At 36.6% G+C, this 24,802-nt stretch carries 20 protein-coding genes; 17 read left to right on the forward strand and 3 right to left on the reverse strand.

Annotated elements, in window-relative coordinates; translation table 11 throughout:
- Window positions 1–68: 68 nt before the first annotated feature.
- From ACQKMH_RS03845 to ACQKMH_RS03890, 10 genes are all read left to right on the forward strand, one after another.
- Window positions 69–836 (forward strand): tyrosine-protein phosphatase, encoded by a 768-nt coding sequence (locus ACQKMH_RS03845; protein ID WP_427586158.1) that lies wholly within the window; start codon window positions 69–71, stop codon window positions 834–836.
- A gap of 266 nt (window positions 837–1,102) precedes the next feature.
- The gene (galU, locus tag ACQKMH_RS03850) at window positions 1,103–1,978 is read left to right on the forward strand and encodes a UTP--glucose-1-phosphate uridylyltransferase GalU (RefSeq protein WP_427586159.1); all 876 of its coding nucleotides are present in this window, start codon (window positions 1,103–1,105) and stop codon (window positions 1,976–1,978) included.
- A 29-nt stretch (window positions 1,979–2,007) separates the two neighbouring features.
- Complete coding sequence (locus ACQKMH_RS03855) at window positions 2,008–2,688, forward strand: sugar transferase (protein WP_427586160.1); 681 nt, start codon at window positions 2,008–2,010, stop codon at window positions 2,686–2,688.
- Between the two features lie 34 nt (window positions 2,689–2,722).
- Window positions 2,723–3,844, forward strand: coding sequence for a glycosyltransferase (locus tag ACQKMH_RS03860; protein WP_427586161.1), 1,122 nt, complete (start codon window positions 2,723–2,725; stop codon window positions 3,842–3,844).
- A 32-nt stretch (window positions 3,845–3,876) separates the two neighbouring features.
- Window positions 3,877–4,887 carry a glycosyltransferase family 2 protein gene (locus tag ACQKMH_RS03865; protein WP_427586162.1) on the forward strand — a complete coding sequence of 337 codons (1,011 nt, stop codon included), beginning with the start codon at window positions 3,877–3,879 and terminating at the stop codon, window positions 4,885–4,887.
- Between the two features lie 69 nt (window positions 4,888–4,956).
- On the forward strand, window positions 4,957–6,069 hold the full coding sequence (locus ACQKMH_RS03870) for a polysaccharide pyruvyl transferase family protein (RefSeq protein WP_427586163.1): 1,113 nt from the start codon (window positions 4,957–4,959) through the stop codon (window positions 6,067–6,069).
- Window position 6,070: 1 nt separating this feature from the next.
- Complete coding sequence (locus ACQKMH_RS03875) at window positions 6,071–7,486, forward strand: polysaccharide biosynthesis C-terminal domain-containing protein (RefSeq protein WP_427586164.1); 1,416 nt, start codon at window positions 6,071–6,073, stop codon at window positions 7,484–7,486.
- Between the two features lie 391 nt (window positions 7,487–7,877).
- Window positions 7,878–8,864, forward strand: coding sequence for an EpsG family protein (locus tag ACQKMH_RS03880; RefSeq protein WP_427586165.1), 987 nt, complete (start codon window positions 7,878–7,880; stop codon window positions 8,862–8,864).
- A gap of 78 nt (window positions 8,865–8,942) precedes the next feature.
- Complete coding sequence (locus ACQKMH_RS03885) at window positions 8,943–10,241, forward strand: cellulase family glycosylhydrolase (protein WP_427586166.1); 1,299 nt, start codon at window positions 8,943–8,945, stop codon at window positions 10,239–10,241.
- Between the two features lie 396 nt (window positions 10,242–10,637).
- Window positions 10,638–11,126 (forward strand): VanZ family protein, encoded by a 489-nt coding sequence (locus tag ACQKMH_RS03890; protein WP_427586167.1) that lies wholly within the window; start codon window positions 10,638–10,640, stop codon window positions 11,124–11,126.
- A 906-nt stretch (window positions 11,127–12,032) separates the two neighbouring features.
- On the opposite strand, the gene ACQKMH_RS03895 is transcribed toward ACQKMH_RS03890, so the two are convergent.
- Entirely contained in the window at window positions 12,033–12,962 is a 930-nt protein-coding gene (locus ACQKMH_RS03895; RefSeq protein WP_427586168.1) for a LytR family transcriptional regulator, read from the reverse strand.
- 815 nt (window positions 12,963–13,777) lie between these two features.
- Between ACQKMH_RS03895 and ACQKMH_RS03900 the strand changes: the two genes are divergently transcribed.
- Window positions 13,778–14,830, forward strand: a complete 1,053-nt coding sequence (locus tag ACQKMH_RS03900) for a hypothetical protein (protein WP_427586169.1) — start codon at window positions 13,778–13,780, stop codon at window positions 14,828–14,830.
- Between the two features lie 244 nt (window positions 14,831–15,074).
- A complete protein-coding gene (locus tag ACQKMH_RS03905) occupies window positions 15,075–15,722 on the forward strand; it encodes a DUF2642 domain-containing protein (RefSeq protein WP_427586170.1) in 648 nt (215 codons plus the stop codon).
- A gap of 29 nt (window positions 15,723–15,751) precedes the next feature.
- Here the strand turns inward: ACQKMH_RS03905 and ACQKMH_RS03910 are convergent, their stop codons facing one another.
- Both ACQKMH_RS03910 and ACQKMH_RS03915 read right to left on the reverse strand, forming a co-directional pair.
- A complete protein-coding gene (locus tag ACQKMH_RS03910) occupies window positions 15,752–17,023 on the reverse strand; it encodes a replication-associated recombination protein A (RefSeq protein WP_427586171.1) in 1,272 nt (423 codons plus the stop codon).
- A gap of 443 nt (window positions 17,024–17,466) precedes the next feature.
- On the reverse strand, window positions 17,467–18,435 hold the full coding sequence (locus ACQKMH_RS03915; protein ID WP_427586172.1) for a nuclease-related domain-containing protein: 969 nt from the start codon (window positions 18,433–18,435) through the stop codon (window positions 17,467–17,469).
- A gap of 339 nt (window positions 18,436–18,774) precedes the next feature.
- Here ACQKMH_RS03915 and cymR point away from each other — a divergent pair, with 339 nt between their 5' ends.
- From cymR to recD2, 5 genes are all read left to right on the forward strand, one after another.
- A complete protein-coding gene (cymR, locus tag ACQKMH_RS03920; protein ID WP_034308657.1) occupies window positions 18,775–19,194 on the forward strand; it encodes a cysteine metabolism transcriptional regulator CymR in 420 nt (139 codons plus the stop codon).
- Between the two features lie 60 nt (window positions 19,195–19,254).
- Window positions 19,255–20,400, forward strand: coding sequence for a cysteine desulfurase family protein (locus tag ACQKMH_RS03925; protein ID WP_427586173.1), 1,146 nt, complete (start codon window positions 19,255–19,257; stop codon window positions 20,398–20,400).
- 29 nt (window positions 20,401–20,429) lie between these two features.
- Window positions 20,430–21,545, forward strand: a complete 1,116-nt coding sequence (mnmA, locus tag ACQKMH_RS03930; protein ID WP_427586175.1) for a tRNA 2-thiouridine(34) synthase MnmA — start codon at window positions 20,430–20,432, stop codon at window positions 21,543–21,545.
- A 120-nt stretch (window positions 21,546–21,665) separates the two neighbouring features.
- Window positions 21,666–22,331 carry a tetratricopeptide repeat protein gene (locus ACQKMH_RS03935; RefSeq protein ID WP_427586176.1) on the forward strand — a complete coding sequence of 222 codons (666 nt, stop codon included), beginning with the start codon at window positions 21,666–21,668 and terminating at the stop codon, window positions 22,329–22,331.
- A gap of 15 nt (window positions 22,332–22,346) precedes the next feature.
- On the forward strand, window positions 22,347–24,776 hold the full coding sequence (gene recD2, locus ACQKMH_RS03940) for an SF1B family DNA helicase RecD2 (RefSeq protein ID WP_427586177.1): 2,430 nt from the start codon (window positions 22,347–22,349) through the stop codon (window positions 24,774–24,776).
- The last annotated feature ends 26 nt before the right edge of the window (window positions 24,777–24,802 follow it).

A 24,802-nucleotide genomic window follows, 5' to 3' on the forward strand; every position in this document is an offset into this window, starting at 1 on the left:
TTGATTTACAATAGAGGTAAACATTGTAATTTTAGTAGGTGTAAAGAATCGCGAAAAGAGGTGGAGGCATGATAGACATCCATTCCCACATATTACCCGGGATTGATGATGGTGCTAAATCAATTGAGGATAGTCTAGAGATGGCAAGAATGGCGGTTTCAGAAGGTATACATAAGGTCATTGCAACGCCTCATCATATGAATGGGAAATATGAAAATCGTAAACAAGATATCATTTCCAGAGTGGCAGCACTGAATGAAGTGTTGAAAGCGGAAGCTATTCCGTTAGAAATACTGCCAGGACAAGAGACAAGGATATATGGAGAGATATTAAGAGATTACAAACTTGAAGAGATTGTCACATTGAATGATGGAGGAAAGTATCTTTTCATTGAACTACCATCGGCACATGTCCCGCGTTATACGGAACAATTGCTCTCAGATATACAATTCGAGCGTCTAACTCCGATTATCGTCCACCCAGAACGAAACCAAGAATTAATCGAAAACCCGGATCTTTTATATAAGTTTGTGAACAACGGAACACTTACCCAGGTAACTGCTGCTAGCGTTTCAGGTGCCTTCGGAAAGAACATTCAAAAGTTTTCGATGCAACTAATAGAGTCGAACCTAACACATTTCATTTCATCAGATGCTCATAATATCACAAGTAGGAGCTTCAAAATGACCGAAGCTTTTGATGTGATTGAAAAGAAATTCAACATAGACTATGTTGAACTATTCCTGGATAATGCGGAATTGCTAGTAGAAGGAAAAACGGTTTATAAAGAAGTTCCTGAAAAGATTAAAAAGAAGAAATTTTTGGGGATTTTTTAATGTGTAAAACTTCATAAATTCTATCTATTTCCATGGTATTGTGTGGTTTTTAAAATCCCGATATTAGTTGGATGTTTATTCCGAACGGAGTTACTTCATTTATTAGAATATTTCCAATTTGACGAATAATTTAACATTTCATATTGGATATTAATATTGTAACAGATTAATAACAAAATCAAGGTACATATATAATTATCGGCAGCCATGATTAATTCTTAATAGTAATAACTATATTGACATGAATAAATTTAGGGGGAGAAAGAATGAAAAAGGTAAAAAAAGCAATAATCCCAGCAGCCGGGCTAGGAACAAGATTCCTGCCAGCTACTAAAGCGATGCCCAAGGAAATGCTTCCTATCGTGGATAAACCAACCATTCAATACATTATCGAAGAAGCAGTAGCTTCAGGTATTGAAGATATTATTATCGTTACCGGAAAAGGTAAGCGTGCCATTGAGGATCATTTCGATAATGCTTTTGAACTGGAAAATAACTTAATGGAAAAAAACAAATTCGAATTACTGGAAAAAGTCCAAGCTCCTTCCAAAGTGGACATTCATTACATTAGACAAAAAGAACCAAAAGGTTTAGGCCACGCAGTTTGGTGTGCAAGAAAATTCATAGGAAATGAACCATTCGCCGTTTTATTAGGTGATGATATTGTCCAAGCGGAAACACCTTGCTTAAAACAGTTAATGAATGAATATGATAAAACCTTATCTTCTGTCATTGGTGTACAAACTGTTCCTCAAGAAGAAACGCATCGTTATGGAATTGTCGATCCAAGTAACCAAAACGGGCGACGCTACCAAGTAAATAACTTTGTCGAGAAGCCAGCAAAAGGAACCGCCCCATCCAACTTGGCAATCATGGGCCGATACATCTTCACCCCTGAAATATTTATGTTCTTGGAAAAACAAGAACTGGGAGCAGGCGGAGAAATTCAGCTGACAGATGCCATTCAAAAACTAAACGAAATTCAACGAGTCTTTGCTTATGATTTTGAAGGAAAACGATTTGACGTTGGTGAGAAATTAGGATTTATTCAAACAACAATTGAGTTTGCATTGAAAGATAACATTCTTAAAGATGATATTTTAGGATTTATAGAGAACCTCTTAGAAAAACAAAAGATATAAGAATAAAATTGAGTAGGGGAGGAGCCAATTTGAAAGCTGTAGCCGCTGAGCAAAGAGTCGCTTCATCTGAACACATGTTAACAGCAGATCAAGTAAATGCTAACTTGAGCTATTTAAGAATGAAAAGATTAATTGACATTGTTGGATCACTTTTAGGACTTATCTTTCTATTACCCATTTTTTTGATTGTAGCTATTTTGATAAAAATAGAAGACCCAAAAGGACCTGTCTTTTTTAAGCAGGTTCGAGTAGGGAAAAACGAAACTGAATTTCATATGTATAAATTTCGATCAATGGTCTCAAATGCTGAAGAGCAGTTAAAAGAGCTACTTGCATTAAATGAAGTAACTGGGGCAATGTTTAAAATGAAGAATGATCCAAGGGTAACTAAAATTGGGAGATTTATCCGGAAAACAAGTATAGATGAATTACCGCAGTTGTGGAACGTTCTTAAGGGTGATATGAGTTTAGTTGGACCTAGACCACCCCTACCAAGAGAAGTAGACACATATACTGAAAATGATAAACAGCGTTTACTTGTAAGTCCAGGTTGTACTGGATTATGGCAGGTAAGTGGTAGGAGTAATATTGGATTTAAAGAAATGGTAGAACTAGACTTAGTGTATATTCGTAAAAGATCTATACTTTTTGATTCAAAATTAATATTTAAAACTTTTTTGGTTTTATTTGGATCTAAGGACGCTTACTAATTTATTTAGAAAATAAAGATTAGGTTGTGATAATTTGACAACTAAGATAATGCACGTTGGAGAATATATTAAAGGCGGCGTTTATACATATTTATACGATATACTTGAGTATCAGTCTAATATGAAGGACAGTTTAATTTATTTGGTTGCAAGTAATTACAAATCAGAAAAAAAATATCCGATAAAAAAAGAAAATATTTTTTATTATAAATACAAAAGAAATCCCTTATATATGATTTATGCAACTATATATATTTTAATCTTAATAAAAAAAATAAAGCCTGATATTATACATGTTCACAGTACATTTGCTGGATTGTTTGTTCGGTTACCATTTATTTTTTCGCCGAAAAAAGATATTAAAATAATATATTGCCCACATGGATGGAGTTTCTTAATGGAAACATCCTCATTTGCCAAAAAACTATATATAAAAATTGAAAAAATTTTAGCTAAAGTTACAACAAAGATAATAAATATTTCAAAATACGAGCAAATAGAGTCTATAAAAGTTGGATTACCTAAATCAAAATCTAAACTTATTTATAATGGTTCAAAAAAAATAAGTGACAAAAAAAATTATCCTCTTAATAAACAAGATTTTGATAAATCTAAAATAAATATATTATTTGTAGGTAGGTTTGATAGACAAAAGGGTATAGATATTTTGCTAAATGCAATTAAAAATATACAACTGAAAAATATCCATCTATATCTTATTGGTGATTCAGTACTAAGCAAAGATGATACACTATTTGATTTACCAGAAAATGTTACAAAAATTGGGTGGGTAAAAAAAGAGGAAATCGATAACTATTATCAAAGCATTGATGCAGTAATTATTCCTTCAAGATGGGAAGGATTTGGGTTAGTGGCTATTGAAGCGATGAAAAATAAAAAAGCTGTCATAGCAAGTAATCGAGGAGCGCTGCCTGAGTTAATAAAAGATGGTACCAATGGGTTTATTTTTGATATTAATAATATAAGTACACTTTATTTTATTTTAGAATCTTTGGATAAAAAGACCTTAGAAACGTTAGGAGAGAATGGATATAAACATTATATCCAAAATTTCACATACGAGAATATGAATGTCGAAATTTTAAATGTATATTCTTCTATTTTAGGTGAAAAATTAGAAATATTAAATGTTTAAATAAATCTTAAGTAGTATATTTGGGGTGTAATGTGGTTAATTTGAGCGTAATAATACCAATTTATAATGTAGAGGCATACCTTTCTGATTGTTTAGATTCAATAGTTAATAGTATGAGGAAGGTAAATATTAGTGAAAATAAAGTAGATATTATATTAGTTAACGATGGTACCAAAGATCATTCAGGAGAAATAGCTAAAAAATATAGCGATATTTATAATTTTATATACGTTGAAAAAAATAATGGAGGCTTAGGTGACGCAAGGAATTTTGGACTTCAATATGCAAAATATGAATATGTGGCATTTATTGATAGTGATGATAAAGTATCAGAAAACTTTTTTTCTGATATTTTTCGTACCTTAAAGAGTAAACCTGATTTAATTATTTTTGATTGGTATGATTATTTTGAAGATAAAGAAAAAAAGGTAGTTAAAGGCATGGAAAACTCGCAGTTTCTTTGGACTGTTCAACCTAGTGCTTGGAATAAAGTATATAAAACAAGTTTTTTTCGGAATTTTAAATTTCCTAAGGGCAAAGTGTATGAAGATGTCGGTACCATTTATAAAATTCTTTCGGAAGTAAAAGTATATACGTATTTAGAAAGCCCATTATATATCTATAGAAAAGGACGACAGAATTCGTTATTAACAACAATAAGTCCCAAAATTAATGATATTTATGATGTTTTAGAAGATACCTATAATTATTATAAGGACGTGGTAGGTAAGGATAAAGTCATAGAAGAAGGCCTATCATATCAGTATATTAAATTGTTAATGTGGTCTAACATGTACCGTCAATTGAAGCTATATAGATTTAATATTTGGGGTTTTTATAAGAAAATGAAAAATACAAGGTTACTTATTAACGGTAAATTTCCAGGATGGAAAAAATCTGTACTTTTAGAAAAAAATTCACATTTTTTTATTGATAGATTCGGCAAAGGGTATATTAGTTTAATTGATAAAATGGGTAAAAATCTTTTCTCAACTATTTATTGCCTATTTATTGTAATCCTAAAAAATTCAAATCGAAAATAGAATTCACTGTAAAAAAAATCTAGTAATATTTTTTAAATATTTATAAGTCATAAGGCAGGAGTTTTGATAATGCAAACAAAAACATTAAAAAACATGTATAAAAGTTCCAAGGATATCTATAATACAATCAAGTTTATTTTAGGGTATATCAAATATATAATATTAAATATTAATAATGATAAAAATATTAGTAATCTAAAAAATAAAAAAAAGATAATATTAATGCAAACTCCCCTACATGGTAATTTAGGTGATCAAGCAATTGCTTATGCTGAAAAGAAGTTTATTAATGAAAACTTTAAAGATTATGCATTCTTGGAAGTAAGTTTTTCTAATGTATTAAAAAAGGCAAAAAATATAAAACGAGTTCTAGGGAAAGATGATGTGATTTTTATTCATGGCGGAGGGAATATGGGAGATATGTACCTTCCTGAAGAACTTTTAAGAAGATTTATTATTAAATATTTTAGAGACACCAAGGTTATATCTTTTCCTCAGACAATAAGCTTTAGTCCAAATGCTAAGGGTAAAAGGGAACTTGAAAAGTCGAAGGGGATTTATAAAAAGAATAAACACTTAGTACTTACAGCTCGTGAAAGTATATCATTAAAGATGATGGAAGAGTCTTTTGGTAAAGAAAAAGTCATTTTTACTCCCGACATAGTTTTATCCTTAGATGAGAGATCTAATTCAAAAAGAGAAGGAATATTAACATGTTTTAGAAATGATGAGGAACAAAATATATCTAGTGATCTCAAAACAAAAATAATAAACGAAATTAAAACTAAATATAAGAAAGTTACCGTTAGTGATACTGTGATAAATAAAAATGTAAATGATAGCACGAGAGAAATAGAACTTAATAATATATGGGGAAAAATGAAAGAATCTGAAGTTGTTTTAACAGATAGACTACATGGTATGATTTTTTGTGCTATAACTGGTACACCCTGCATAGTATTTAAAAATTTCAACCACAAAATAATTTCAAGCTATAACGATTGGCTAAAGGATATTAAATACATAAAATTCATTGATATAAATGAAGTCAAAAGCACTGATGAAATAATTGAAATCATTGAAGAATATCGTAACTTGAATTTATCTTCGCTGCCCTTTACTAAATGTAAAAATTATTTCCAAAATCTTATAAACGAAGTGAATAAAGGGATAAAAAAATAAAATGGATAGTTATAATAGATTAGCGAAGAGTTCAGTTATTTTTGCTATCGGAAATATAGGAAGTAAATTAATTTACATTTTACTCGTTCCCTTGTATACCTATCATTTATCTACTGCCCAGTATGGTACAGTCGATTTAATAATTACGACTCTTTCTTTATTAATCCCAATTTTCACCTTCAGCATATTTGATGCAGTTCTAAGGTTTTCACTAGACAATAATTATGATAGAAAGCTAATACTTGCACATGGTTTAACTATTACGATAATTGGATTCTTAATTTCGTTACTAATGTATCCAATCTTTGTATTGGTTTTTCCTTTTGAACAATATATTGTTTATTTGTATATATTACTTTTCTTTCAATCTATAAATAACACATTATTACAATTTGCACGAGCAATAGGAAAGGTGAAACTTTTTGCAGGGAGTAGCCTTATTAGCGCTTTTGTAGTATTGATATGCAATATAATATTTATAGTTATATTAGATTGGAATATTGAGGGCTTTTTATTATCTCTGATTTTTTCTTATATTATTAGTTGCCTTCTGCTTTTTATTTTAGGGAGAATGCATAATTATTGGTCAACTAATTTTTTAAATACAAAAATCATAAAGGAAATGCTTTTTTACAGTGTTCCTTTAATACCAAACGCCATTATGTGGTGGGTTATGGGAGCTTCTGATAGGTATATTATTAGTTATATGATGGGAATTGGTGCTAATGGAATGTATGCAGTTGCTACTAAATTGCCCAGCATTCTAAATATCTTAAACTCTGTCTTTATACAAGCCTGGCAAGTAGCTGCTATAGAAGAAGGAAGTTCTAAAGAGAAATCCCAATTTTATTCAAATGTTTTTAACGTATTTTCTATAGGGATACTTATTCTTACTTCAATATTAATTATATTTTTAAAATTAATTCTAAAAATATTTGTATCCCCTGATTATTTTGAAGTTTGGCGCTATGTTCCATTCTTATTTTTGGGAGTAGTATTTTCTAGCTTTTCTAGCTTTTATGGGGCTAATTACATTGCTATGAAAAATACTAAAGGGGTTTTTAAAACTTCAATTTTTGGAGCTGTTTTTAATATCATCGCAAATATAATTTTAGTCCCAATCATGGGGATAAACGGTGCAGCTATTTCGACTATGTTAAGCTTTTTACTAATGTGGATATTGAGGGTTTTTGATACACGTGAGTTTGTGAATATAAATATTAATAAAAAAAGATTCATTTTTACAATTTTTATTATTCTTATACAAATAGCTATTCTTTATATTAATTTAAATATGGAATATATCATTCAAACGTTATTATTTATTATTTTATTGTCAATAAATAGAAAAGATGTACAAATAATATTAACCAAAATAATATTCTTATTTAAAACTAAATTACTAAAAAAAGTCTAATCAAAATATTTCTTATACTTAATGTGAGAGGGGAATATTTTGATAGAATTTAACAATTTATCAGTTAAAGGATTGTTAATGAGAGGTGAAAGAGTAAGAGAGAAATGGTATAACACTCATAAAATGTGTTCCTACATACTTTTAAAATGATTTATACTTTGTAACAACTCTTAGTTTCACTAAAAGAAAAAACTTAAAGCTGTACTTTTAAGTCATTAACTTAGGAGTCTAAACTGATAATGGATAGGAGGGAAAAACCTTCCTGTCTTACAAATGTAAATCATTTTTTATTATTTCGTTAAATAAAAAGAGATAGGTGAAGGTTTTGGGAGTATACATTTTTTTATTTGCTTTGATCTCCATATTATATTTAATTAGGAGATCAATTTCTTTGAAATTTCAAAACGTAATTTTATTTTTAGTATTTTTAATAATAACTATTGTAGAAGGTTTTAGGTATCAAGTTGGAACAGATACTCGTATGTATGAAGTTATATATAATAATTCTTTAAATACACAATATTCAAGTACTTTCGTGGAGATTGGTTATCTTTATTTAAATAAGTCGTTTTTAATGATGGGTCTTAGTTTCCAAATGTTCTTGTTGGCTACGGCTGTTTTTATTAATTATAATTTTATTAAAGGGTTTGTTAAACTTAAACTGGATAGTGTATCAGCATTGTTCTTTTATATTACAACAGGAATTTATTTTTCTACCTTCAATACATTAAGACAAGCAATAGCTATTTCTATTATTTTTAGCTCTTTATATCTAGTTATAGAAAAAAAATATATTAAATTTACATCGTTAGTATTTGTTTCTTTTTTCGTACACAGGAGTGTATTTGTAGCATTAATTATAATTTTACTCAGTCGGATTACTATTAACCCTTTAGTTTTTTCTTTTTTGATTACTTCTTTATTTGTAATTATAAATAGTTCTATAATAGATGAATTAATTTTGTGGTCATTTAATTATTTACCCATTAAATATTCAATGTATATGGATGAAATACTTGAGGATGGTGGGGTAAAACTATTTAATTTGATATTACCAACATTAATTCTTATTATCATAATTATTGGATATAAGAGATTTATTAAGATTAATGAAAATAATAAATTTTTCATAAATTTATATTTTATGTATTATTTTTGCTTAATTATTTCTACAAAGTTTCTATTATTTTATAGGATTTCAAGCTATTTCGAAATTTCCTTATTACTAATACTTCCCTCAATAGTTCAATTATTTAAGATTAAAGATAGGGTAATTATAGATGTATTAATAGTAGTTATCTTTGTTACTTATATATTAGGGAAAATAATATTAGGGCATTATGGCGTTTTACCTTACAATGTAAATTTTAATCTGTAAATAACGCCTTAATTTTAATGTTACTTTAGGTTTTTGGTATGATTTTTTTTATATGAATAATAAACAAGGAGGTCGTTTGTGAACCAAATTAAGTTAAAAAAACTTATAGGATTCTTAATTATAACAATTTTAATTTGTTTAACACTAGCTTATTTTAACTTAGGTGGCGATAAACCTCTAATTAAAGATAAGAGTTCAGAATTGAATAAAGACTTGAGTAAACAACTCCCGTTACCTAATGGATTTGGAGTTTCCTTTCATTTTAATGGAACTTCACCAGATACGGTATTGATGAAAAATGCAGGAATAAATATTGCTCGTACTGACTTATTTTGGTCAGAAATTGAAAAGAAACGTGGATTCTATGATTACTCTGGATATGATCAATTAACTGAGGATTTAATTGAATCTGGAATAAAGCCGTATTATATTCTTAATTATAGTAATAAACTTTATGAAAAGAATTTTTCAATTGTTACAGAAAAAGGACAGAATGCTTTTGTTGATTACGTAGATGATGTTACCTCAAGATATAGTGGATATGGGATTGTCTGGGAGATATGGAATGAACCAAATCTTATCGAATATTGGGATACACGACCTAACTATGAGGATTACTCAAAATTGGTGAAAAATGTATCAAAAGTCATTCGTAAAAATGATCCTACTGGGATTGTTGTAGCTCCAGCCTTAGCAGGTTTAAATAACGATTCTTTAATATGGCTCGAAGAAATATTAAAGAGAGGTTTGCTGGAAAATATTGACGCTTTATCTGTTCATCCTTATCGCACATCTTCACCTGAAACAGTTATTGAAGACTACCAAAAGTTAAGAGATTTACTAAATAAGTATAATAAAAAAAATTTCCCAATAATATCTGGTGAATGGGGATATTCAACAGCTAGAGAATGGAATAATTTAAACATTTCAGAAAAGCAACAAGCTCAATATCTTATTAGAATGTTTTTAGTAAATGAATGGAGTAATATACCTATTACTATTTGGTATGATTGGAAAAATGATGGAATAGATTCTAAAGAAAGAGAACATAATTTTGGTATCAGACAAAATGATGTTTCCAAATCTAAAGAGTCTTACATTGCATTAAAAGTAATGACTAAAACTTTATCAAACTATAGCCTTTCAAAAAGAATTGATGTTGGAAATCCAAGCGATTTTGTATTTGAGTTTAAAAATAAGCTGGGTGATATTTTAATCGTATATTGGACTATTGAAGGGGACCATTTAATAAAACTACCTGAACCAGAGAATGGAAGTATAATTTCTATGTATGGAGACAATCTTGGTAGATATAATTTAGAAAACGATACCATACTTGAAATAACTGCAAGTCCAAGATATTTGATTTATAAATAATTAAGAAGTACTTTCTTCGAAATTTATTTTTATTGGGCTAAGCTGGATATATAGATAGTTATTCGTAAAAAGTATTAATTTAATTTGTAAGCTTAAAGTAATATGTAATATAAGAAGATCCAAACAATAAAGATCTTATATATGTTTTGTGTTTTTGAAAAGAAAATAATTGGTTGATAATAGGAGAAAAGAAATTTTTTAAAATGATTTACTTTTATTTACTATTTTCACATTCAAATACATATGATAAAAAAATTGGAGTTAAATATTTGATTGATTATTGGATATATTTTTAGATTCATTGCATTAGTTGAATTGAGCAGAGTGTTACTGTAAATTACTAGTGGAACAACTTAAAAAGAAATTAAGCGGTATTAGGGAAGGGTCAATTAACATATGAAAAGTAAGTGGATATACCCCATTTTGCTCGTTTTATGGGCAATGCTCATCTTCTTTTTTTCCTCGCAGACGTATGAGGAGCAAAGTGTTACCCATTTTTTGGCACAGTTCAATACGCCGTATTGGTATGATAAGTTAAGTGGCATATCATTTATGTATGGAGGGGTTGAAGTGAGTGCCCAGACGGCTGGGGTGAGTGGTTTTGTGGAGTTTTTCATTCGGAAGGGTGCCCATCTTTTTATCTTTTTTGTGTTTGGTTTTTTGACGTTGGGTGTTTGGCGAAGTTTTGTCAAAAATCGTATTCTTTCGTTTTCAGGGGCTCTTATCTGTGTCCTTTTTTATGCAAGTGCGGATGAATTGCATCAAAAACTGACGGGTGGCCGTACCCCTTTATGGCAGGATGTCATCCTGGACACGTTTGGCGGTTTGCTTGGAATCTTCTGTTTTCTTTTCATTTATCTATGGAGAAAGCGTCATCGGTTCTGAAGAACTTTTTTCTAATACATTTAATGAAGGAGCATGTCTAACAACATGCTTCTTTTTTGTTGTTTATGAATGATACCCTTTGAGGGGGAGGAGAAAAAAGTAAGACTATTATTCTCTGGTGCAGGAGCTTATATCATTTTTTATGGGTCGCGAGCAGTTGAAAAAGCGTTTCAAAGCTGCGATTTAACCTATGTGCAACATCGGTGCATTGTATTTTTAAAATATGGATGTGCAGGCCTTTCAGTATGAGTGATTAGGCCAATACTTAAGAAAGTGAAGAACTGGATTCTGAATAAGGTTGGAAGGCAGCATAAAACGGCCTATGAAATTCCAGTTACACAGGTCTTCAATTCTCGCATTGGGGTGTTTATATTTAACAAAATTGCTATGTCGTTAAAGAAAAAGGCGAATGCTGTTTGTTATGGGATATCAGTTTAAAATAGATTCCTCTCCTTTTTCAGGCTCAAGTTCGTTTTATTGAAAAGGGAGAGGCGATGCTCTCATGTATTGCCGGAAATATCTACTCATCATGAAACATATTTCATTCTAGAGCGATCACTGATGGCCTTCAGAATAAACATTTTGTCCTGTTTGCTTAGCATAGCCCAGCTGCCTGCTTTGATTTTCATACAAATCCACTCCTTTTGTTTAGGATTATTTATTAATAGTTGTTGAATGATAGATGATGGAATTCCGGGTCCAAAGAATAAAAGTGTCATTTGGTGATAGGGGCAAGGGGAAGATAGAATTTTGAGCTCATACTAGATTATACCGTCTTTTTATGCCTAATAAACAACAAAAATTCCAACAAATCTCTACAAATGGTGTTCGTTTTTTGTCAGAATATTGGACAGGGAAATTGAAAAAGCTGTCAGGATGCGGGTCCGGACAGCTTTTCATTTTTTTCTATTTGATGTCTAATTGTTCTTTTAATTCGTCTTGAACCTTTTCTTTTTCATCATCCGGAACTATATTATAGTAGATACCGTCGATTTTCGTTCCATTGCCTGGAATAGTTGCTTGAGTAATGCTTTTGCTTGCGTCACGATAGTTCTTTTGAATGTCCATCATGTCATCAAACGTCAAATTCGTCTGGATATTTTTACTTAGTGCATCGAATACATCATCATATTTTGTCAAAGATGAAACGCTTGCGCCCTCTTTAATGACAGCCTCGATGATGGAGCGTTGTCTGGATTGACGGCCATAGTCACCATTTGGATCATCATATCTCATACGAGAATATTTAAGTGCATCTTCACCATTTAGATTAATGCTTCCCTTCGCAAAATGGACGCCTTCATATGTGAAGTCCAAATCGTTTTGCACAGTCACGCCGCCGACTGCGTCTACGATATCCTTAAAGCCTTCCATATTGATCTTCATGTAATAGTCGATTGGGATATCGAGGAAGTTTTCAACGGTATCCATGGACATTTTCGCGCCGCCAAATGCAAAGGCGTGATTGATTTTATCCTGTGTACCATGACCGACAATCTCGGTCCGTGTATCACGTGGAATGCTTAGCATTTTGACAGACTTCTTTTGAGGATTGACAGTCAGGACGATCATTGTATCTGAACGTCCTTTGTCGCCATCACGTTCATCGACACCGAGCATGAGCATCGAGAAGGGTTCTTGATCTGATAGGGCTAGGTCTTTCGTTCGTTTATCCGAGTTGCGGTCTATTGGTGTATGCATCGTTTCAACGGTTTTAGTTAGAGAATTCCATACGGAGTAGGCAAAGGCTCCCCCTGCTAGTATAAAAAGTAGGACAATTATCCCGACTACTTTCAGCCATGTCCGTTTCTTTTTCTTCTTTTTTTCATGTCTCATATAATACTTCCTTCCTGTTTTTGTTACCACTTAATCTATTATATTTAATTTTCCTTTAAAAGAATAGTATATTTTGTTATTTTATAATACCTTTTACATTTTTTGGTGTAATTATGTTCTGTGTAACTAGAACACTTGTGAAGGCGTTGAAGGTTGAAATCGTTAAAAGGATTAGTGCAAAAGGAGTGGTTGGTTGAGAAATCCTTTCTTATTTGGTTATTGGTTGATTAGATGGAAAATATTTAAATTCCTTTTTAGCTGCGAGGTATACGGAGTGGTTGGGCTTTTTTATCTTTGTACATAGGTCATTTTCCAATAATAAAGGTAAGAAATTCTATCATTTTACTTTTAACTGAAGCAAGTGACGTTATCAATCAAGCGAAATGCCAAAGGTCTCAATGATACATTTCTTTATGGGCAGCCACTATGCCATATTAAGCTTTGAGAAAGTGCGAGTCGGTCTGCCAAAGGGAACGTTTTGGCCAAATCAACCGCCAAGGGGAAAATGAAGGGAAAAAAGTCAGGCAAGCTGAATGTGACAGTGACAAAATTCGGTTAAAACGAGTGCCTGAATGCCATTTCAAAATGATGATCGTAACTCCGGAAAAAATTCCGGAGTTTTTTTATCAAATAGCAGGGCCTTTTTTAACAATTTGAATAGACTGGAAAAAGTGATTCTCCATATGAGTTTTCTAGGCTTACGACGATTTACTACAAAATGGGTGATTAGCAGAGTCCGTATTAGAAATAAGGCGCATATATATGCAGTACGGATATCACTAAAGTATAAATAACTATTGGAGGCTAAAGGAAAAATGGAAGAAACTGTTGGTTTATCGTACCTTGAAGCTTTAACAGGGAAATTTGTGAAGGTGTTTAAAGGCGGGCCTGAATCTAGAGAAGGCAAGCTTTTAGCAGTGTTAAGCGATTTTATCGTTCTTCAAACAGAACAAAATCAAGAAAAAAATCAAGAACAAAATCAAGAACAAAATCAAGAACAAAATCAAATCGTGTATTTCGCCATCGAGCATTTGAAAATCGTTGTCGCGAATGCGAAGAAAGCTCAGGTTGATTTTTTGCCGATCAACGACGAAGAACTTGTATATCCAGCAACTTTTTTAGCAGTGCTAAAATCACTTCAAACTAGCTGCATTCAAGTGAATGGCGGCGGTCCGGCATCAAAAATTGGCCGGGTTATTGATGTGAAAGATGAATTTTTAGTGTTATCCACGGAGAAAGAAGGTCTTGTTTTATACCCGATTTCCCATATTAAAAGTGTAACATTGGTGGAACAATCGTTCACTGAGTTCTTGCCTGAATTTGTATATAACGGTACAGATACAATTAATGGCCTATTAACTCGGTTAGTCCACAACTGGGTATCCATTAGTGCTGGAGGACCTGAGAAAGTTGAGGGCATTCTGATGGAAGTGGCTGACACGTACCTTATCGTCGTGCATCATGAAGAATTATTTTATGTGCCAACTGACCATGTCCAATTCGTAGGTTTAACTGTGAAGAGAGAGGAAGAGAAAGAAGAAAAAGAAGAGAGCGGAGAAAACGCTAAAGCTGAAGGTTCTGCAAATGGAAGCGCGTCAAACGGGTCAACACAAGAAAGCAGCTCATCAGTCGAAAGCAGCTCATCAGTCGAAAGCAGCTCATCAGTCGAAAGCAGCTCATCAGACGAAAGCAGTTCATCAGACGAAAGCAGTTCATCAGACGAAAGCAGCTCATCAGACGAAAGTAGTTCTTCATTTGAACGCTCTGCATCAAATGGTTTAGGCCGAGGCAGACGTAATCGTTCAAATGCATTCAAGCAAATATGGATTGAGAACCTAATCAAAGCATCATCTCAAAACATACGTTAAAAGTAATACCTACAGGTACAGCAACCAAAAAGAGTTGTTGTGCCTTCCTATGGAGAATGGACATGCAGTTGTAGACTGATATACTTCTTGATTTCAATACTTTCATTCTATATCAGAGCTTTTTACTATTGGAACTAACGACACAATCGTATTAAAAGATAGGTAAGGCTGCAGTATTAAAAATGGGACAAAACATAATTTGCTTTTTGGATATGATTGATTTTAATAGAAAGGAGGACAACACTTGTTATCAAATCATATTGACCAGTATATGGAACTGGAACTAACTGAAAATATACATGAAGCGGGGATATTAATTGAAGCTAACTCGGACCTCATAGTCTTGTACACGGGAAAAGTGTACCGCTACATTCCTTTTAAGCACATTAAAAATTTTTCTTTTCCCATGATCGATGAGGAGATTGGTTCGGGGGAAGTGCCGGAAATCGACGAGACATCGTTCCGAAAATTGTTGATGAACGCGAAGGGGATGTTTGTAGAAATCATGCTCACTAAAAAAGATTCGGTTCATGGCTATATCGTTGGCATCATGAATAACTATTTTGTCTTTTATTCGCCTGTATTTAAAACGATGTTCGTCTCGATGGATCATTTGAAGTGGCTTTCAGTTTGTGATGATGTAAAAGGGCCTTACGGTTTGAACAAAGCAGAGCAACTTGCACAGGTCTCTACTATAAGCTGGGCAAGGACCTTGGAGGAACAGGTGAAAAAGTTAGCTAATAAACTGGTGGTGCTGGACTTAGGGATGCATCCGAAGAATATTGGGATGATCAGTAAGGTGAAAAACGGCATCATTGAGATGGTGGATGCTCATGGGGAGGAGATTTTTGTCAATATGAGACATGTAAAAAGCTTTCATTTCCCACAATAATAAAACTCCGGGTCTGAAGCGATCCGGAGTTATTTCTTTTTCTCGATATTTTCGTAGACCAAGGCAAGGGCTTGTTCAAATTTCCCGCTCTTTTTTGGTTTGTAATATTTTTTGCTGCGAAGTTTGTTCGGTAAGTATTGCTGCTTTACCCAGCCATTTTCGTAGTCATGCGGATATAGGTAGCCGATACCGCGTCCGAGATCCGTGGCCCCTTTGTAATGGGCATCTTTAAGATGGTCCGGTACGTCTCCACTATGGCCACTGCGAATGTCAGCAAGGGCTGCATCAATTGCGGCAATGGCTGTATTCGATTTAGGTGATAGGCATAATTCGACCACTGAGTTGGCAAGTGGAATCCGGGCTTCAGGAAAACCGAGTCGTTCAGCGGCTTCGACTGCAGCGAGTGCCCTGGGACCGGCCTGCGGATTGGCAAGACCGATATCTTCGTAGGCGATGACGACCAAGCGTCGTGCGATGCTGACAAGATCGCCCGCTTCGACCAAGCGACCCAAGTAATGAAGGGCTGCATTCACATCACTTCCGCGAATTGATTTTTGAAATGCCGACAGGACGTCATAATGAGCATCACCGTCCTTGTCATGTGAAAAGCTTTTTTTCTGCATGCATTCCTCGGCAATTTGCAGATCGATGTTGATCGTTTCGTATTCATCAGGTTCGGTCGAAATGACGGCGAGCTCCAGAGCGTTAAGGGCACTGCGGACATCTCCGTTCGAAGCAGTCGCGAAATGGGTAAGGGCATCAAAGCTGACATCCGTTTTATATGCACCAAGTCCTCGCTCATCATCAAGAAGCGCCCGTTCCAGGGCTTTGATTATATCATTGGTTTCCAATGATTTGAGCTCGAATATCTGGCACCTGCTTCGGATTGCCGGATTGATTGCATGATAAGGGTTGCTTGTCGTTGCACCGATCAAGGTAATCATTCCGTTTTCGAGATAAGGCAATAGGAAATCCTGTTTCGCTTTATCGAGACGATGAACCTCATCGAGCAGCAGAATCACTTTACCAGACATTTTCGCCTCGGCTGCGACGATTTCCATATCTTTTTTATTATTGGTCACCGCATTCAGCGTCCGGAAAGCAAACTTCGTGCTTCCGGCAATCGCACTTGCAATCGATGTCTTGCCAATTCCAGGCGGACCATACAGAATCATGGAGGACAGCTGCTTGGCTTTAACCATCCTCGCGATAATTTTACCTTCACCGACCAGATGCTCCTGCCCGATGATCTCATCAATCGATCGAGGCCGCATCCGGAAAGCAAGCGGTTTAATATTCATTGCGCACCTCTCCTTTTTATATAAGGTATCACAAGTTGTGGGGGAAATGCGCTGATTATGCTGTGAATGACGGTGAATTCGTATTTAATCCGACCATCAAGCACAATAAATCGTCCTACGCAGAAATAAATCGACCTACAAGCCTGATAATTCGTCCAACGCAGGAAAAATCCGACCTACAAGCACGATAAATCGTCCAACGCAGGAAAAATCCGACCTTCAAGCACAATAAATCGTCCAACGCAGGAAAAATCCAACCTTCAAGCACGATAAATCGTCCTACGCAGAAATAATTCGACCATCAAGCACAATAAATCGACCTACGCAGGAAAAATCCGACCTACAAGCACGATAAATCGTCCAACGCAGGAAAAATCCGACCTACAAGCACGATAAATCGTCCTACGCAGAAATAAATCGACCTACAAGCCTGATAATTCGTCCTAGCTTTCTATGAGTGAACTTAGTAGATAGACTCTGCCTTTTGTATGGCCGGAATGTTCCAGTTTCATTGAAGTTAATAATTTTTTTGCGCTTGAAGGGGATTGGAGTTGGAGGAAGTTTCGAAATTCGCTGTTGGTAATGGAAGGTTTAACGAGATATACATAATCTAAAAGTGCCGATATATGAGCATCATGGGAAGTATCCAAACATGTACGGCAAATCCACTTTCTTTGCCGCTCCATGGAATATGCATGACACTTTTGGCAGAAAACACCGGTTTGAAGGGCAGCAGTAGGTATTCCATAAGTCTCTAAAGGTTTAGGAATATAAGGGGTATGTCCATCGAGCAATACTTTCGATAAACATTTCATAGCTTTTGTTGATAGGAGCACTTCCGTATACTTGTTATTTAATTCCGCAATGTTAAGGAGAATCCGGTCCTTACGTATTATTTTTCTATTAATATCCCTATTCGCTGCCCGAATGATAGTTGAAGAATTGGCACTGACAACTAGTGTTTCAACTGGAAGGTTGTTCATTTTTTTTGTTTTTAACCAGTCTAACAGATGCTTTCGCTGCCGGTTCACTTGCAATATCGGATCGTCAAAGGCTTCGGTTTTTCCATCTGGATTTGTACGGATCAGTTGATTGAATGCGTTGTCGATAAAAATTTCACCAGCCATGTTTTTGATTTCAAGAATTAAAAGGAAGGAGGGTGTGAGAATGAGGATGTCCATTTGAAAGGGAAAAGGTGATCCGCTTAGACGGAGGTCATGAAAGAGTAGATACTCTTTTTCAGGAAGGGCTTTAAGAGAATGGAAGACTCTGTATTCACCGTTGAATCCTGCCCTGATTTTTTTGATATCTTCCTTTATTACCGGTTTCCTTGCATGTCCAGGAGGTAAACGCCTAATGAGAGCTTCTAGCATGTCAATTTTTAAAGGCATCATGCAATCTTTAATGATCATGGTAATCACTCCTTTATGGATTTAAGTAAAGTATTCTCCTTTAATAAATAGGTTTCCTGTAATTTGGTGAAAATAAATGAATCAAAGAATGGAACTTACGTTTAATCCGTCCGTTCAAGGAAGAATTCGTCCTAGAGAGCGGATAATTCGGCCGTCCAAGTGAAAATCCAGCCTAGAGGGCAGATAATTCGTCTGCCATAACACTAGTGATTTCATTTATCCTATCTCTCCAATTAGGATAATTTGACAAATGAAGGGTGGGTGAATGCATTTCTGGCGGGAATATGCTATAATTTCAAAAGAATTTAGAAACGGATAAATAATTTGAGGTGTATATGTATGAAGATATCTACTAAAGGCCGTTATGGTTTAACGATTATGATCGAGCTTGCTAAACATTATGGAGAAGGCCCGAAAAGTTTGAAATCGATTGCCCAGACGCATAATCTGTCCGAGCATTATTTGGAGCAGTTGATTGCGCCGCTTCGTAATGCGGGGTTGGTGAAGAGCGTCCGCGGTGCGTATGGCGGGTATGTCTTGTCTAAGGATCCTCAGGAGATCACTTCGGGTGATGTCATCCGTGTATTGGAAGGGCCAATCACTCCTGTGGAAGGGATTGAGGATGAAGAGCCGGTTAAGCGCCAGCTTTGGATCCGGATTCGCGATGCGGTGAAGGATGTATTGGATAATACGACTCTGATGGATTTGGCGAGCTACAAGGATACGGGTGAAATCGATTCTTATATGTACTATATTTAAGTGATTAGCAATGCGCCTATTATATAGGCGCTTGCGTTTTTTAATGGAGGCGACAATAAAGTGGAAAGAATATATTTAGATCATGCTGCGACTTCTCCTATGCATCCGAATGTGATCGATAGAATGATGACAGTCATGAGCCATGACTTTGGTAATCCGTCGAGCATTCATGCATTCGGGCGGGAGGCGCGCCATGTTTTAGATGAGGCGCGTTCGAGCATTGCAACAAGTATCGGTGCCGGAAGGAATGAAATCATTTTCACGAGCGGTGGAACAGAGGCGGATAATATGGCGATCCTCGGCGTTGCGAATGCGAATAAAGAAAAAGGCAAGCACATCATTACGACGGAGATTGAGCATCATGCTGTTTTGCATACATGTCAATTCCTTGAGAAGTCTGGCTTTGAAGTCACATATTTACCTGTGAATGAAGCGGGGCTTATTTCAATTGACGATTTAAGGGCGGCATTGAGGGACGATACGATTTTGGTTTCGGTCATGTATGGCAATAACGAGGTGGGGACAATTCAGCCGATTGCTGAAATTGGACAACTCCTTAAAGGTCATCAAGCCATTTTCCATACGGATGCGGTTCAGGCATATGGTTTGATCTCTATCGACGTTCGTGGGCTTGGTGTAGATTTGCTGAGTGTTTCAGCACATAAAATCAATGGTCCCAAAGGTATCGGCTTCCTATATATGCGTGAAGGCTTGAAGCTGAATCCACATTTATATGGCGGGGAACAAGAACGCAAACGCCGTGCGGGCACGGAGAGTGTGCCGGCAATTGCTGGTTTTTCAGAAGCTGTTTTCATAGCACAAAGCATGATGGAAAAGAAAACGGAGCAATACAAGCGATTTAAAGACGTATTGCTTGCCGTCTTTGATGAGACGGATGTACAATATGAAATTAACGGATCTATGGAACAGTCGCTGCCACATGTGCTGAATGTTAGTTTTCCGGGTACGAATGTGGAATCGATGCTCGTTAATATGGACTTGGCAGGTGTTGCGGTATCAAGCGGATCCGCTTGTACGGCAGGGTCAATTGATCCTTCGCATGTGCTTGTTGCGATGTTTGGACAAGATTCGGAGCGGACGAAGAATTCGATTCGTTTCAGCTTCGGTTTGAACAACACGGAACAGGAAGTCAGGCAAGCGGCTGAAATAACCGTGAAAATTGTTAAAAGATTAGTGAGAAAATAATTCTTGCTTTAAATAAATGAGGTGACAGGATGAATAAAGCACCACAGGATACCCGCGTCGTCGTGGGGATGTCAGGAGGCGTTGATTCCTCTGTGTCAGCCCTGCTGTTGAAGAATCAAGGCTATGATGTGGTCGGGATTTTCATGAAGAACTGGGACGATACAGATGAAAACGGGGTCTGTACAGCAACGGAAGATTACAATGATGTAATAGCGGTTTGTAATCAAATCGGAATCCCTTACTATGCGGTCAATTTTGAAAAGCAATATTGGGATAAGGTGTTCACATATTTCTTGGATGAGTATAAAGCGGGCCGCACTCCGAATCCGGATGTCATGTGCAATAAGGAAATCAAGTTCAAGGCATTTCTTGAACATGCGGTAAGTCTTGGTGCGGATTATGTGGCCACTGGCCATTACGCACAGGTTGAATACCGGGATGGCGAATACAAAATGCTTCGCGGTGTCGATAACAATAAAGATCAAACGTACTTCTTGAATCAGCTAACTCAAGAGCAATTGGAAAAAGTCATGTTTCCACTTGGGCACATTGATAAGAAGGAAGTCCGTGAAATTGCGAAAGAAGCGGGTCTTGCAACGGCAACGAAAAAAGATTCAACAGGCATCTGTTTTATCGGTGAACGGAATTTCAAAGAGTTTTTAAGTAATTACCTTCCAGCTCAGCCCGGTGATATGGTCACGATGGATGGCAAAGTGATGGGCAAGCATGATGGATTGATGTATTACACGATCGGTCAGCGCCACGGTCTAGGGATAGGCGGCAGCGGCGAACCTTGGTTTGTTGCGGGAAAAGACTTGAAGCGTAATGTTTTATATGTGTGTCAAGGCTTTGATAATGATGTGCTGTATTCCAATTCCCTTCTTGCAGTGAATGTCAGCTGGGTAGCGGAACATATACCTGCAGGGGAATTTGCATGCACGGCAAAGTTCAGGTACCGTCAAGAAGATAGCGGCGTAAAAGTGAAGGTCTTGGAAAATGGTGATGTCGAGGTCATTTTTGACGAGGCAGTCCGCGCGATCACACCAGGACAAGCTGTCGTATTCTATGATGGTGAAGTATGCCTTGGTGGCGGTACGATTGATGAAGTATTTAAAAAAGGTGAAAAACTGACTTACGTAGGGTAAAATGAGCATGTCCCCAGCTGTGTTTGCGGTTGGGGACTTCTTTTTGATTGCGGGTTCGGACTGAATTAGACCACTGGCTTATGCTATACTTTTTATTATAAAAATGGAGTGTGAATGAAAATGGATAAGAACCAACAAGGAATTGAATTAATGCAACAAGGGAAATACGAAGAAGCGGCGAAAGTCTTCAATGAGGCGATCGAGGAAAATCCGAATGAGCCTGTTGCCTACATAAACTTTGGGAATGTACTGACTGCCGTGGGTGAAACGGATAAAGCCATAAAGTTTTACAAAAAGGCGATTGAGCTGGATGAAAATGCAGCAGCGGCTTACTATTCATTAGGGAACCTATACTATGAGTCCGATGCAAAACTAGTCGAAGCGAAGGATATGTTTGAAAAAGCGATCCGTTTGGGACTGGAGAACAGCGATGCTTACTTTATGCTTGGATTGACATTGATGGCGTTGGATCAACCGAAATTGGCGATGCCTTATTTACAGAGAACCGTGGAGTTGAGCCCTGAGGATGTGGATGCGCGATTCCAATATGCGCTGTGTCTGGCTAATGCGGAATTGTATGATGAATTGATCAATCAACTGAATTTAGTGGTGGAACAGGATCCGGGCCATGCCGACGCCTATTATAATTTAGGCGTAGCGTTTGCCGGGTATCGTGAAGATGCGCAAGCGGCGATTGCCTATTTTGATAAAGCATTGGAAGCACAGCCTGATCATATGCTGGCTGCGCACGGTAAGAAACTGATGGAAGAAATGAATGCAGAGTAAATAGAAGACATATGCATGGAAAGGTGGGGAGAAGCGTTGAGCCAGCAAGATTCGTTGGATTTGTTTTCAGAAGAGAAAATGTTCATGAAAGGAAGTCATTTAGTGACGATCTTTCATAATGAAGAAAATATGTACTCGGTTGTAAGAATTCGTGTGCATGAAACGAATCTGAATTATGAAGAGAAGGAAGCTGTCGTAACCGGATATTTTCCAAGGATGCATGAGGACGAGATTTATATTTTTTATGGAGCCATGAAGGAACATCCGCGTTTTGGCCTTCAATATCATGTTGAGCATTTTCGCAAGGATTTACCCCAATCCAAGGAAGGCATCGTCAGCTATTTATCCGGTGACCTGTTCAAAGGCATTGGGAAAAAAACGGCCGAGAGCATTGTTGAGACACTAGGGGAAAAGGCAATTTCCAAAATTCTGGCTCAGCCTTCGTTACTTGATGATATCCCGAAGCTATCTGGGGAAAAGGCAAAGGGTCTCTATGATACATTAGTGGAGCATCAAGGTCTGGAGCAGGTGATGATCGCCCTGAATCAATATGGCTTTGGTCCTCAGCTGTCGATGAAGATTTATCAAATGTATAAACAGGATACGATCTCGATGGTTCAGGGAAATCCTTATAAGCTTGTAGAGGATATTGAAGGGATTGGTTTTGGACGGGCGGATGAGCTTGGGCATCAGCTTGGCATTTCCGGCAGTCATCCCGACCGAATCAAGGCAGCATGCTTGTACACCCTTGAATCACAATGCCTCCAGGATGGAAATATCTACATAGAAGCTGAGCAGCTTTTGGAAGCGGTCAAGCGCCTGCTTGAGGAAAATAAACGGGATCGGATTGAGTTTACGAACATTTCCTCGGAAATAATCGAATTGACGCAAGAAGGGAAAATCGTTGTCGAAGATCAACGAATTTATCCGCCCTCACTTTTTTATTCCGAAAAGGGAATCGTAATGAACATCAAGAGATTGCTTTCTCAAACCGAGTATGAAGACCAGTTCCCGGAATCGGAGTTCTTGCTGGCACTTGGCAAACTGGAAGAGCGGCTGGATGTATCCTATGCTCCAGCTCAAAAAGAAGCGATCCAAACAGCCCTGCAGTCGCCCATGTTAATCTTGACGGGGGGACCGGGTACCGGTAAGACAACCGTGATCAAAGGGATCGTTGAACTCTATGCAGAGCTGCATGGCGTATCGATGGACATTAACGATTATAAAAAAGAGGGCAGTGATCCATTTCCATTCGTACTTGCGGCTCCTACTGGCCGTGCAGCGAAACGCATGGCTGAATCGACGGGACTCCCCGCCGTTACGATTCACCGTTTGCTGGGGTGGAACGGAAGTGAAGGGTTTTCCCATGATGAGGATAATCAGTTGGATGGCCGTATCGTAATCATCGATGAGGTTTCAATGGTGGATACATGGCTTGCCCATCAATTGTTTAAAGCTTTGCCGGAAAATGTCCAAGTGATATTGGTTGGTGATGAAGATCAGCTCCCATCAGTCGGCCCTGGACAGGTATTAAAGGATTTGCTTGCATCGAATTGTGTACCGACTGTCAGTCTTGAGCATATTTATCGTCAAGCTGATGGTTCATCGATCATTGAATTGGCCCATGATATCAAAAAAGGAAGACTTCCGGATGATGTCACGAAGCAGCAAGAGGATCGATCCTTCATTCGCTGCCAGACTGGCCAAATCGCCCAAGTCATCGAGAAAGTGGTTGCGAATGCCAGGACGAAGGGTTTTACGGCAAAAGATATACAGGTGCTGGCTCCCATGTATAGAGGTCCTGCCGGGATTGATGCATTGAATAAAATGCTACAGGAAGTCTTCAATAGCAATGCGAATAAAAAGCGGCGGGAAATTAAATTTGGTGACGTGATATACAGAACGGGAGATAAGGTCCTTCAACTGGTGAATCAGCCGGAGGAGGGTGTCTTTAATGGGGATATGGGCGAAATCGTGTCCATATTGTTCGCTAAGGAAAATACCGATCATGTCGATAAAGTAATCATATCGTTCGAGGGGATAGAAGTCACATACACGAAACAGGATTTGAACCAGATTACACATGCATATTGCTGCTCCATCCATAAGTCGCAGGGAAGCGAGTTCCCTATTGTCATTTTGCCAGTAGTGAAAAGTTATTATCGGATGCTCCGTCGAAATTTATTGTATACGGCGATTACCCGCAGTAAAAATTTCTTGATTCTATGTGGTGAAGAAGATGCATTCCGTCTAGGAATCGAACGTAATGATGAGATGCGCCGGAAAACGACTTTGCGTGAAAAGCTTCGTGAGGTTCTGAGTGAAGAAGATCAGCCAGTGGAAAAGGGAGAGGTACCTGAGGAACAGGCAAGTTATCTTGATATCCTCATGCATGCTGACCCGATGATCGGGATGGAAAATGTCACGCCTTATGATTTCATGTAGGGTGATCACTGTTACGTTCTTTCATA

This window comes from Peribacillus sp. NPDC097895 (genome assembly GCF_050277555.1).
Taxonomy (GTDB): Bacteria; Bacillota; Bacilli; order Bacillales; family DSM-1321; genus Peribacillus.

What these genes read in the sequence shown, in the direction of transcription:
- ACQKMH_RS03845 (WP_427586158.1), top strand. Translation starts at nt 69, where the DNA reads ATGATAGACATCCATTCCCACATATTACCCGGGATTGATGATGGTGCT.
- galU (WP_427586159.1), top strand. Translation starts at nt 1,103, where the DNA reads ATGAAAAAGGTAAAAAAAGCAATAATCCCAGCAGCCGGGCTAGGAACA.
- ACQKMH_RS03870 (WP_427586163.1), top strand. Translation starts at nt 4,957, where the DNA reads ATGCAAACAAAAACATTAAAAAACATGTATAAAAGTTCCAAGGATATC.
- ACQKMH_RS03875 (WP_427586164.1), top strand. Translation starts at nt 6,071, where the DNA reads ATGGATAGTTATAATAGATTAGCGAAGAGTTCAGTTATTTTTGCTATC.
- ACQKMH_RS03890 (WP_427586167.1), top strand. Translation starts at nt 10,638, where the DNA reads ATGAAAAGTAAGTGGATATACCCCATTTTGCTCGTTTTATGGGCAATG.
- ACQKMH_RS03895 (WP_427586168.1), bottom strand. Translation starts at nt 12,962, where the DNA reads ATGAGACATGAAAAAAAGAAGAAAAAGAAACGGACATGGCTGAAAGTA.
- ACQKMH_RS03900 (WP_427586169.1), top strand. Translation starts at nt 13,778, where the DNA reads ATGGAAGAAACTGTTGGTTTATCGTACCTTGAAGCTTTAACAGGGAAA.
- ACQKMH_RS03910 (WP_427586171.1), bottom strand. Translation starts at nt 17,023, where the DNA reads ATGAATATTAAACCGCTTGCTTTCCGGATGCGGCCTCGATCGATTGAT.
- ACQKMH_RS03915 (WP_427586172.1), bottom strand. Translation starts at nt 18,435, where the DNA reads ATGATCATTAAAGATTGCATGATGCCTTTAAAAATTGACATGCTAGAA.
- cymR (WP_034308657.1), top strand. Translation starts at nt 18,775, where the DNA reads ATGAAGATATCTACTAAAGGCCGTTATGGTTTAACGATTATGATCGAG.
- mnmA (WP_427586175.1), top strand. Translation starts at nt 20,430, where the DNA reads ATGAATAAAGCACCACAGGATACCCGCGTCGTCGTGGGGATGTCAGGA.
- ACQKMH_RS03935 (WP_427586176.1), top strand. Translation starts at nt 21,666, where the DNA reads ATGGATAAGAACCAACAAGGAATTGAATTAATGCAACAAGGGAAATAC.
- recD2 (WP_427586177.1), top strand. Translation starts at nt 22,347, where the DNA reads ATGGAAAGGTGGGGAGAAGCGTTGAGCCAGCAAGATTCGTTGGATTTG.